9 protein-coding genes (1 of these 9 only partly in view) are annotated in these 10658 nt (G+C 50.8%); 1 reads left to right on the plus strand and 8 read right to left on the minus strand.

Annotated features, from left to right (window positions below; translation table 11 throughout):
* Positions 1-180: 180 nt before the first annotated feature.
* Positions 181-1692 (plus strand): acetyl-CoA carboxylase biotin carboxylase subunit, encoded by a 1512-nt coding sequence (gene accC / locus EPD59_RS11445; RefSeq protein ID WP_133272900.1) that lies wholly within the window; start codon positions 181-183, stop codon positions 1690-1692.
* Between the two features lie 98 nt (positions 1693-1790).
* Here accC and bshB1 read toward each other — a convergent pair whose 3' ends face one another.
* The 8 genes from bshB1 to EPD59_RS11485 form a co-directional block, all read right to left on the minus strand.
* Positions 1791-2510, minus strand: a complete 720-nt coding sequence (bshB1, locus tag EPD59_RS11450; RefSeq protein ID WP_133272901.1) for a bacillithiol biosynthesis deacetylase BshB1 — start codon at positions 2508-2510, stop codon at positions 1791-1793.
* Positions 2511-2625: 115 nt separating this feature from the next.
* The gene (locus tag EPD59_RS11455) at positions 2626-3594 is read right to left on the minus strand and encodes a M23 family metallopeptidase (RefSeq protein WP_133274666.1); all 969 of its coding nucleotides are present in this window, start codon (positions 3592-3594) and stop codon (positions 2626-2628) included.
* 344 nt (positions 3595-3938) lie between these two features.
* A complete protein-coding gene (trxB, locus tag EPD59_RS11460; RefSeq protein WP_133272902.1) occupies positions 3939-4886 on the minus strand; it encodes a thioredoxin-disulfide reductase in 948 nt (315 codons plus the stop codon).
* 180 nt (positions 4887-5066) lie between these two features.
* Positions 5067-5930 (minus strand): sigma-70 family RNA polymerase sigma factor, encoded by an 864-nt coding sequence (locus EPD59_RS11465; RefSeq protein ID WP_084447456.1) that lies wholly within the window; start codon positions 5928-5930, stop codon positions 5067-5069.
* A gap of 109 nt (positions 5931-6039) precedes the next feature.
* A complete protein-coding gene (pnp, locus tag EPD59_RS11470) occupies positions 6040-8205 on the minus strand; it encodes a polyribonucleotide nucleotidyltransferase (RefSeq protein WP_133272903.1) in 2166 nt (721 codons plus the stop codon).
* A 194-nt stretch (positions 8206-8399) separates the two neighbouring features.
* A complete protein-coding gene (rpsO, locus tag EPD59_RS11475) occupies positions 8400-8675 on the minus strand; it encodes a 30S ribosomal protein S15 (protein WP_133272904.1) in 276 nt (91 codons plus the stop codon).
* Positions 8676-8850: 175 nt separating this feature from the next.
* Complete coding sequence (locus EPD59_RS11480; protein ID WP_133272905.1) at positions 8851-10284, minus strand: LptF/LptG family permease; 1434 nt, start codon at positions 10282-10284, stop codon at positions 8851-8853.
* Positions 10285-10397: 113 nt separating this feature from the next.
* Positions 10398-10658 carry the 3' portion of an START-like domain-containing protein gene (locus EPD59_RS11485; protein WP_084447460.1) on the minus strand. It continues 153 nt past the right edge of the window, so 261 of the gene's 414 nt are visible here — the last part of the coding sequence; its start codon lies beyond the right edge, outside the window — the gene reads right to left on this strand; its stop codon occupies positions 10398-10400.

The following is a 10658-nucleotide window of genomic DNA, read 5'->3' on the forward strand; positions in this document are numbered from 1 at the left end:
GCTAGAGCAGCACAAAAATGCCCCCCAGCACTTCTCCGAGCCGACAGAATGGTGTTTCTTTGGGCTAAGTTAGCGGTAAATCCTGCCTTGTCAGTTTCCAGTATAGCACAAAAAACTGACTTTATTATCCGTCTAAGCTGGCAGCCCCTTACTATTACGAGCCAAATCCCACCCCACTTCATGAAGCAAATCAAAAAACTACTGGTCGCCAACCGGGGCGAAATCGCACTCCGCGTATTGCGCTCGGCCCGCGAGATGGGCATCCAGACCGTAGCAATCTATAGTGAAGCCGACCGCCAGGCCCTGCACGTGCGCTATGCCGATGAGGCTGTGTGCGTGGGTGGCCCCCAATCGAGCGAGAGCTACCTGCGCGGCGACAAGATTTTGGAAGTGTGCCGCCAGCTTGGCGTAGATGCCATTCACCCTGGCTACGGCTTTCTAAGCGAGAATGCCGCCTTTGCTCGAAAGGTCAAGGAGGCGGGCCTAATCTTCGTAGGTCCCTCACCGGAAGCCATGGAACTGATGGGCTCTAAGCTGGCGGCCAAAGCCGCCGTGGCCAATTTCAACATCCCGATGGTGCCCGGTACCGAGGAGGCCATCACGGATGTGGAAGCGGCCAAAGTAGTAGCTCGTCAAGTTAGCTTTCCTATTCTTATTAAAGCATCTGCGGGTGGTGGTGGCAAGGGCATGCGCATCGTGAATGCCGAGAATGAGTTTGAGGAGCAAATGCAGCTGGCCGTATCGGAAGCTACCAGTGCCTTTGGCGATGGTGCCGTCTTTATTGAGAAGTATATCGGGTCGCCCCGCCACATTGAAATTCAGGTGCTGGGTGACGAGCACGGCAATATTGTGCACCTGTTTGAGCGCGAATGCAGCATACAGCGTCGCCATCAGAAGGTAATTGAGGAAGCACCATCCTCAGTGCTTACGCCCGAGCTACGCGAAAGAATGGGCCGCGCGGCCGTTGATGTAGCGCGTGCCTGCAACTACACTGGAGCGGGCACAGTAGAATTTCTGCTCGACGAGAACCATAATTTCTATTTTCTGGAGATGAATACTCGCCTCCAAGTAGAGCACCCTGTAACGGAGCAAATTACTGGGCTTGACCTCGTAAAAGAACAAATTCGGGTGGCACAGGGCGAGTCTCTCCCCTTCCAGCAGACCGATCTAACCATAACCGGCCACGCCCTCGAACTGCGTGTGTACGCCGAAGACCCAGCTAACAACTTTTTGCCCGACATTGGTACGCTCACTACCTATGTGCGTCCCCAGGGCCCCGGTGTGCGGGTCGACGACGGCTTTGAGCAGGGCATGGACATTCCAATCTATTACGACCCCATGATTGCCAAGCTCATCACCTTTGGTAAAGACCGTGCGGAAGCTATTGCCCGCATGCTCCGCGCCATCGACGAGTACCAGATTACGGGCATCGAAACTACGCTTTCGTTTGGCCGCTATGTACTTCAGCACCCAGCCTTCGTGGGGGGCAATTTTGACACAAATTTTATCCGCGACCATTTCACGCCCGCCGATTTGTCCCTCAAAACAGATGACGAAGCGGAAATCACCAGGTTAGCCGCCGTACTCGGCGCTATGCTGCTCACCCAGAAGAAAGCGCCAGTAGCTACTGCCGCAACGGAAGCTTCCGGAACGGGTTCGGGGTGGAAACGGAACCGATTAGGAGTGCGGTAATACAACTCAGGTTTAAGCACAACAAAAAAGCCCAGCTGAATCGGCTGGGCTTTTTTGTTGTGCTTATGAAGGGTAAGAGAATCGAAGTCTCAGCCGCGTTATACCAAATCTGATAACTGCCGCACGCCCAGTGTCCGCTCGCGGGTGAAGCCTTCACCGAACTCTACTCCTATCAAATGGCCGAACTCACGCGCGCGCGCTTCCATAAACTTAGAAAAAGCAGGCGTAGACAAGTAAGTAACGGGTTCGGTACTATTGGCATCGAAAAACTGACTTTTAAACGCCTGAATTGCCTCCCATTTCTTGTCCCAGAAGTCCGATATATCGACCACAAAATCGGGGGCAATCTGCCGGTCCTGGATGTAATGATACACGAGGCGTGGTCGCCAGGCTGCTTGGGGCTCACCGTTTTCGTCCAAGGTTTCTATCATTTTCAGCCCTGATAGAAAGCACGATTCGGAGGCTAATTGGGAACCCCGACCGTGGTCGGGGTGGCGGTCGTGGATAGCGTTCAGCAGTACAATATCGGGTTGATAGCGGCGCACGGCAGCAATGATTGGCAATTGGTGTTCCCGGTCGTTATAAAAAAAGCCATCTGCCAAGCCTAGATTCGCGCGCGCGTGCAAACCCATAATCTTTGAAGCTGCCGCCGCCTCTGCGGCCCGTATTTCAGGCGTCCCACGCGTACCTAGCTCTCCTCGCGTTAAGTCTACAATTCCTATCTTTTTGCCTTGGGCAGCGGCGGCTAATAAGGTGCCGGCACAGGACATTTCTGCATCGTCGGGGTGGGCGGCGATGGCCAGAATATCTAATTTCATGTTCAATGGATGGTTAAAACGTCAAATGACTTAGCCAGTAAATGCAAGTTGTTTGCTACTAAGCAAACAACCAGCGCTTTACCGGCTAAGCCACTGAAGAATTCAAATAGGCAGCCTATTTAATACGCAACGTACGACCGATACGCAAGGTTGATGTGCCGCCATTCAGCCGTTTGATCTGACTAACTGATACGCCATATTTATCGGCTATTTCCGACAGCGTGTCGCCACTTCTAATCTTGTGCGTCACGATGCGCCGTGCTGCGGTTGGCTTGCTGCTACTTGTGGAGCTAGACCGAGAACGGCTCTGTATGGCCCGGCTATAGTAGTTGAATAAAGCCGACGTTATTTGAAAATTATCTTGGCGCAGCTTGTAATCCGGAAAGTCATACATTCGCTCGGGGTCGATGGGATTGCCTTCGTAGCGCACCTCATAGTGGAGGTGCGAGCCCGTGCTACGGCCCGTATTGCCCCCCAGCCCGATAACCTGCCCAGCCTTAACAAAAGTACCCGTCGTAACGAGTGATTTGCTTAAGTGGCCATACAGGGTTTCGATGCCATTGTAATGACGCACCAACAGATAGTTACCGTAGCCGCTTCCATCCCATTTCGAGATCCGTACTACCCCATCGAAGGCTGCGCGCACAGTATCGCCGGTATTCAGATCCAAGTCAACGCCGTAGTGCCAGCGGCTCCCACGAAACCCAAAATCAGAGGTTGTAGGCGTCGTTTCAAGAGGCATTTTGGCATAGCGCTTTCGTGGCGCATCTACCAGTTTCAGCGTTAGCGTGTCACGTAACCGACGACCGTCTACTTGATATGGGTTGATGTTGCGCGTATCCCAGATGGCGTAATAGCCAGCTACTTTCACCCATGAGCTGTCGATGCGAACCTCATCAGACACTTCCACGATGTGCTGCTCGCCTTCGTTCAGTGAGGTAGTATCCTCACTGACCATCGACAGCTTTTTAGCAGGATTAAAGAAGATAGATTTGGCTGCTTCCGAATTATCATCAGGCAGATCTTCCGTCTTGATCAGCACGGTCGTATCAGGCCGCACGTAGCGGATCGTCGGCGATTTCATGCGGAAGAAATCCTTCCGCTGGCCCGCTGAGCCACCTTTAGCTTTTGGCTGGGGGCTTTTCGGCGTTGGGCCTGGGCTGAGTTGGGCCACGCAAGCAGCAACCCAATTATCAACAGGGGCAGTAGCCCATATTTCAAAAAATTCAACAAAAGCGAATGACGTTGAGGCGTTCCTCACCCCCTAGGGGGCAATTTTCAAGATAGCAAGTTAAGCAACCAAACGTGAATGCGGAGTGGCTAGTGTGTAGCTTAAAGGGAGAGCGTGCAGAAAAATTAACAAGCTGTCGAGCCAAGCAAAACAAAATGATTTGCTTGGCTTGACAGCTTGTTAAGTTAAATAATCAATTAATGCTCGCCTAAAGCAGCTAAATAGCGCTCAGCGTCCAACGCAGCCATACATCCTGTGCCAGCCGCCGTTACAGCCTGCCGATAGGTATAGTCTTGCACATCGCCGCAGGCAAACACGCCATCGACGTTAGTTTTGGATGAGCCAGGAATCGTTTTCAAGTACCCTTGCTCATCGTGGTGCAAGAATGGTTGAAAAATTTTCGAGTTGGGCTCATGCCCAATAGCGACAAAGAATCCCTCAACCGGGATTTCACGCGTTTCATGCGTCAGCGTATTCTTAACGCGCACGGCCTCTACAGCATGTTCACCCAGAATTTCGTCGGTTACGGTATTCCACAGCACCTCGATTTTGGGATTATCGATTACCCGCTTCTGCATAATTTTCGAGGCGCGCATCTCCCCCTTTCGCACAATCATGTACACTTTCGAGCACAGATTTGCTAGATAAGTAGCTTCCTCAGCCGCCGTGTCGCCGGCGCCCACGATAGCCACTTCCTTACCTCGATAAAAGAAACCATCGCAGACAGCGCAAGCAGATACACCCGATCCATTTAGCCGTGCTTCCGACTCCAGGCCTAGCCACTTGGCGGAGGCCCCAGTAGCTATAATTACGGTATCGGCAGTAATGGTCTTATGCTCGTCAATGGTTACCTGATGTGGATGACCCGAAAAGTCCACTGCCGTGGCCAGACCATACCGAACATCAGTGCCAAAGCGCGACGCCTGATTCTTCAAGTCTTCCATCATTGCTGGCCCCATCACCCCATCCGGATAACCAGGAAAGTTCTCGACATCATTCGTAATCGTAAGCTGTCCGCCAGGCTGCAAACCTTGATACATGACGGGCTGCATGTTAGCACGGGCAGCATAAATAGCTGCTGTATAGCCAGCTGGTCCCGAACCTATAATCAAACACTTGATGTGCTCTGAATTAGTATTTTCCATTTCTGGTGAAAGCGGAGATGCAATAAAAAGTGAATGTGGTGCTGGCGTGAGCTTTTTTTCAAACGCCACAGCAATAGTAGCAAAAAAGCCCCCCAGTTATTATTTGAAGATATGCCACCACCACGTGTAACAAAAAACCCCAACGAATAGGCTGGGGTTTTGTAAGCTGGGGGGCAAAGTTTACCCCAGATAAGGCTTCAAAGCTTTGGAGCGCGACGTGTGACGCAAGCGGCGAATAGCCTTCTCTTTGATCTGGCGAACCCGCTCCCGAGTCAAGCTGAACTTCTCACCGATTTCTTCCAAAGTGAGCGAATGCTCGCCATTTAGGCCGAAATAAAGAGTAATCACGTCCGCCTCACGTTTGGTTAGCGTGGAGAGGGCGCGCTGCACTTCTTTGCGCAGAGAATCGTTCATCAGACCCGTATCAGGCGATTCCTCGTCTTCGTTTTCTAGCACGTCGAGCAAGCGATTTTCTTCACCTTGCACGAACGGCGCGTCTACGGATACGTGGCGACCGGATATTTTGAGCGTATCTACTACCTCAGAGGTAGTCAGTTCCAGCACTTCGGCAATTTCTTCAGGCGAGGGCTCCCGCTCGAATTTTTGCTCTAGTTCAGAGAAAGATTTCGAAATTTTGTTGAGGGAACCAACCCGGTTCAGCGGCAAGCGCACAATGCGCGACTGCTCGGCCAAGGCTTGCAGAATGGACTGACGAATCCACCATACGGCGTAAGAAATAAACTTAAAGCCGCGGGTTTCATCAAAGCGCTTAGCCGCCTTAATCAAACCAAGGTTGCCCTCGTTGATCAAGTCGCCCAGCGATAGGCCCTGGTTCTGATACTGCTTGGCAACTGATACCACGAAGCGTAGGTTAGCCTTGGTAAGCTTTTCCAGTGCTTGTTGGTCGCCTTCCCTAATCCGCTGCGCCAGCGTTACCTCCTCGTCGGGGGTGAGCAAATCCACTTTGCCAATCTCTTGGAGGTATTTGTCCAGCGACTGGCTTTCGCGGTTGGTGATTTGCTTGCTGATTTTAAGCTGTCTCATTGCGGGCGCGAAAGAGTTGTATTATGATAGTTATTTGACATTCCTGATACCTTTTACGGGTACCGGCTAGTTTTGGGCAACATGCCAGTACCCGCGAAAGTTCGACTGACTAGGCTTGAGCTTCACCATTATCAGCAACCGTGCGCTCTGGGCGAGGCAACAAGGCCTTGCGGGAGAGACGGTATTTGCCGGTCTTCTTATCAATATCAAGCAGCTTTACGTCAATTTCCTGACCAACTTCCAGTACACCTTCCAAGCTGTTGAGGCGCTCATGGCCTACTTCTGAAATGTGTAATAGGCCGTCTTTGCCAGGCATAATTTCTACGAAAGCACCGTAAGGCTGGATGCTGCGAACTTTACCTTTGTAGGTTTCACCTATTTCTGGCTGAGCTGCAATAGCACGGATGCGGCCAATGGCTGCTTCCATATCCTCTTGGTTCGATGCGTAGATGCTTACGTGGCCTTTTTCATCCTTCTCCTCGATAATTACCGTGGCGTTGGTGTCCTTCTGGATCTGCTGAATGACTTTACCACCAGGTCCGATAATAGCCCCAATGAACTCTTTCTCGATCAGCATCTTGTGCGAACGTGGAGTATGTGGCTTCATGTCGGCGGCTGGCTGGCTGATAGTCTTAGCCATTTCGGTTAGGATGTGCAGACGACCTTCGCGAGCCTGGTGAAGAGCAGCAGTCAGGATTTCGCTGCTTAAGCCCTGGATTTTGATATCCATTTGGCAAGCCACGATACCTTTTTCCGTACCTGTCACCTTAAAGTCCATATCGCCCAGGTGATCTTCATCACCCAAAATATCAGACAACACAGCATATTCACCGGTCTCCTTGTCTTGAACAAGGCCCATGGCGATACCAGATACTGCAGCACGAACTTTCACGCCTGCATCCATCAGCGCCAGCGAACCCGCACACACTGTAGCCATCGATGAAGAGCCGTTTGACTCTAGAATATCCGACACAATGCGAATAGTGTAGGGATTTTCTTCTTCACTTGGCAAAACCCGCTTTAAAGAGCGCAAAGCCAAGTTACCATGGCCAATTTCCCGACGGCCTGGGCCACGATTGGGCTTTACTTCGCCAGTCGAGAAGGCCGGGAAGTTGTAGTGCAGCATAAACTTGCTGTAGCCCGATAGCATAGCCGAGTCAATGATCTGCTCATCCAGCTTGGTGCCTAAAGTCACCGTTGTCAGGGACTGAGTTTCACCTCGCGTAAACAACGCCGAACCATGAGCACCCGGTAGATAGTTGATTTCGCTCCAGATAGGACGAATTTCCGTGAGTTTACGACCATCTAAGCGAGTACGCTCCTTAATCATCATGTCGCGGATCGCTTTCTTTTCCGCAGATGCATGGTAGCGACCGAACATTTTCATGTTCAGTTCGGGCTGCTCAGCCAAGAGCGTTTCAAGCAGTTCCTTCTTAATAGAACCAAAACCTTCCTTACGGCCGGCCTTACTAGTATTGCCCGAGTAAGCGACTGTGTAAGCTTTCTGATAGACAGCTTCGGTAATACGCTGCTTCAGCTCGGCATCTTCTTCGTATTTTGGATAATCACGCTTAACAGCAGCTTTTTCTACCACGGCGCCCAGTTCCATCTGCACACGCACCTGCTCCTTGATGGCTTCGTGAGCGTAAGCAATGGCTTGCACCATTTCTTCCTCGCTCACTTCATTCATCTCGCCCTCCACCATTGCCACCGAATCGGCCGTAGCACCTACGATGAGGTCGATATCGGCACGGGCAATATCCGAAGTTTTGGGGTTGATTTGCAGCTTACCATCGATGCGTGCCACCCGTACTTCCGAGATAGGACCAGCAAATGGAATATCAGAAACAGACAATGCAGCTGAAGCAGCCAAGGCAGCAAGTGCATCAGGCTGCACATCTTTATCAGCTGAAATCAGCGAGATCATCACCTGTACCTCGTAGTGATAATCCTTGGGGAACATAGGACGCAAAATGCGGTCTACGAGACGACTAACAAGGATTTCATAGTCTGACAAGCGGCCTTCGCGGCGCTGAAATGAACCAGGGATCTTGCCAGCCGAGCCAAACTTCTCTTGGTAATCAACTGACAATGGCAGGAAATCAACATCCCCGCGCTGGCTAGGCTGCGAGACTACCGTAGCCAGTATCATGGCATCGCCAAGGCGTACCACTACCGCCCCATCGGCGAATTTGGCCAACTTGCCCGTTTCAAGTGTTATCTGCCGACCGTCCGGCAACGTAATAGTTTTGGTAATAGCGTGGTAATTAGGCATCGGAAAATTGCTTAGAAAAGCGACAGCGGGCGAGCAGCCAAAAAAACAGCGCCGGCCTCCGGCACTGTTTTACTCTATAATCGTTTGGGGGGCTTTTTAATACAAACAAACTACCCTACCCAAATAGTGACCAAAGGGGTCAAAAAAAGAGCAGGGAACCCTCTAAAGAGGGCTCCCTGCTCCTATGGGCGGGATTACTTACGGATACCCAACTCCTTAATAATTGCGCGGTAGCGGTTAATCTCGCGGTGCTGCAGATAGTCAAGCAGGCGACGACGCTTACCTACAAGCTTAAGCAAGCCCAAGCGAGTCGAAAAGTCTTTTTTGTTAACCTTTAGGTGCTCCGTCAGGTGATTGATGCGGTGCGTGAACAACGCGATTTGCGATTCAGCCGAACCGGTGTCGGTGGCAGATTTGGAGAGGCTATTTTCTGCGAAAATAGTCTGTTTTGCTTCGGTAGTGAGTTTCATCGGCAGATAGGAGTTACCCGTCTGGAATTAAAAAATGAGAAAAAAGGCCACCCCGCATCTCGGAGTGGCCGCAAAGGTAAGGGTTTTTATGGCTCGTTGTTCGTTTTCGCGAGTCCGAATTAGTACTTTTTGCTTAGCAGGATCGTAACTAAGGCATAGTAAGCCATTATTCCTTTTAGGCTGCACGCCGGTATCCACGGAAGGGCCAGCGAATTTTGGCCGGTAGTCGGCGCCAGAAATCGACTTCTAATACGCCTGAGTCACGACGTGCTTGGTAAAGGAAGAACAGGCCGACCGGCAGTAGCAGCGCATCGGCAATCCACATCCCTAATCCTACTGGCAGCACACCTTCGCGACCATACTTCTCTCCCATAATCGAAGCCACGTAATAAATAATAAAGAATAGGATAGAGATCAGCACTGGCACGCCCAGCCCACCCTTCTTAATAATGGCCCCCAGCGGTGCGCCAATCAAAAACATGATCAATACAGCAGCCGACTGTGTGTATTTGCGATAAATCTCAATTCGGTAGTTACCTGTTTCACGGGCCAGTGTGGTAAGACGCTCTACCGAGCTACTTAGATAGCCACGTAGGTTGCGCGCCCGATTGGTGGCTTGCTGCACCTGATTGAGCGTAAGCGGGGGCAATTCGTTGGTTGATACCTGCCAGTTAGATACCCGCTGATTTGCCGCTCGCCCTGTAGTATCAAGGCGCATATGGACATAATACGGGTTAAGCATACGCACTTGCTGTTGTCGCTCAGTTCCTAAGCGCTTATGCAGCGAATCGGTGTATTGATGTAGACGTGGCAGATCCATCATCATTTTGTTCTCCGTGAACAACTCCTGCTGCGTCCGATTCAAGTCGAAAGAAGCTAAGGAGAATGTAATAAGGTTGCGCGAAAAGGCTTGGCGCACGAAGCTTGCTCCTGCCCTATTTCGAACATCGGGCTGCTCCAGATACATGACGCCATCGAATAGCTCAAGCCCCAAATATTGCCCCCCAAAGCGCATAAACATCCGACCTGAGTCAGCCAGAATAACCTTGGAGTTACCGTCCGTATTGGTATGGTCATAAATCATAACGCCCTTAAGAAGGTCGCCATTCTCGCCAGCCTTCTGATTCACCTTAATAGTATACCCTGGAATACCATTATAGAAAACCCCTTCCCGAATATCTAAGGACAGTTTCTGTTGGCGCACATCCCACAACAAACTATAGGCGTTCAGATTGGCTTTGGGAACAATAGTGTTGTTAAACCAAAAAGCGCCAATGGCTAAGACCAGACTCACTAGCAATACAGGTCTCAGAATGCGGGTCAGCGAAATTCCGGAAGTCTTAATGGCCGTCAATTCCTGGTGTTCCCCCAAAGTGCCATAAGTCATAAGTGACGACAAGAGCACTGCCAAGGGAAGGGCAATTGGCACCATCAGCACACTGAAGAAGAATAACAACTGGCCAATGACCGCAAAACCGAGGTCCTTACCAATTATGTCATCCATATACTTGAGCATATACTGCGTCAGCAGGATAAACTCTACAACCGCGAAAGTCAGCAAAAAAGGGCCAGCAAAGGCCTTGAGAATCAGTTTATCGAGTTTTTTCATTGTTTGGTCAGAAATGAACCCCGGGGGGCATTTCTACTAAAAAAGGAGCAGTAAGTAAACGTAGCTACTGCCCGTTTAGCTTCTGCTCCTTCACTTTTTATATCAAACTCGACTTAGCCGCCTACTTGTTCCCGCAACTTAACGATTAGACTATCCCACATTTCCTGGAGCTCCTCCTCGTCTGTTTCCTCCGAGTAGTCTAACACACGCAAATACACTTCCTGCGTTAGTTGCGATTCCTCCAATGTAAAGTCAAGATAGCTCGCATCCGGCGTTAGGCGTTTATTCTGATCTAGGAATACATACCGTACCGAACGATTAGTGCGGTGTGAACTCATCTCAGCATAATGTGGCTGATTGTCCCAGATAAAGTT

It is taken from the genome of Hymenobacter radiodurans, assembly GCF_004355185.1.
Classification (GTDB): domain Bacteria; phylum Bacteroidota; class Bacteroidia; order Cytophagales; family Hymenobacteraceae; genus Hymenobacter; species Hymenobacter radiodurans.

Bases quoted from the DNA above. Each gene is read 5' to 3' on its own strand.
- accC (WP_133272900.1), top strand. From the start codon at position 181: ATGAAGCAAATCAAAAAACTACTGGTCGCCAACCGGGGCGAAATCGCA.
- bshB1 (WP_133272901.1), bottom strand. From the start codon at position 2,510: ATGAAATTAGATATTCTGGCCATCGCCGCCCACCCCGACGATGCAGAA.
- EPD59_RS11455 (WP_133274666.1), bottom strand. From the start codon at position 3,594: ATGAAATCGCCGACGATCCGCTACGTGCGGCCTGATACGACCGTGCTG.
- trxB (WP_133272902.1), bottom strand. From the start codon at position 4,886: ATGGAAAATACTAATTCAGAGCACATCAAGTGTTTGATTATAGGTTCG.
- EPD59_RS11465 (WP_084447456.1), bottom strand. From the start codon at position 5,930: ATGAGACAGCTTAAAATCAGCAAGCAAATCACCAACCGCGAAAGCCAG.
- pnp (WP_133272903.1), bottom strand. From the start codon at position 8,205: ATGCCTAATTACCACGCTATTACCAAAACTATTACGTTGCCGGACGGT.
- rpsO (WP_133272904.1), bottom strand. From the start codon at position 8,675: ATGAAACTCACTACCGAAGCAAAACAGACTATTTTCGCAGAAAATAGC.
- EPD59_RS11480 (WP_133272905.1), bottom strand. From the start codon at position 10,284: ATGAAAAAACTCGATAAACTGATTCTCAAGGCCTTTGCTGGCCCTTTT.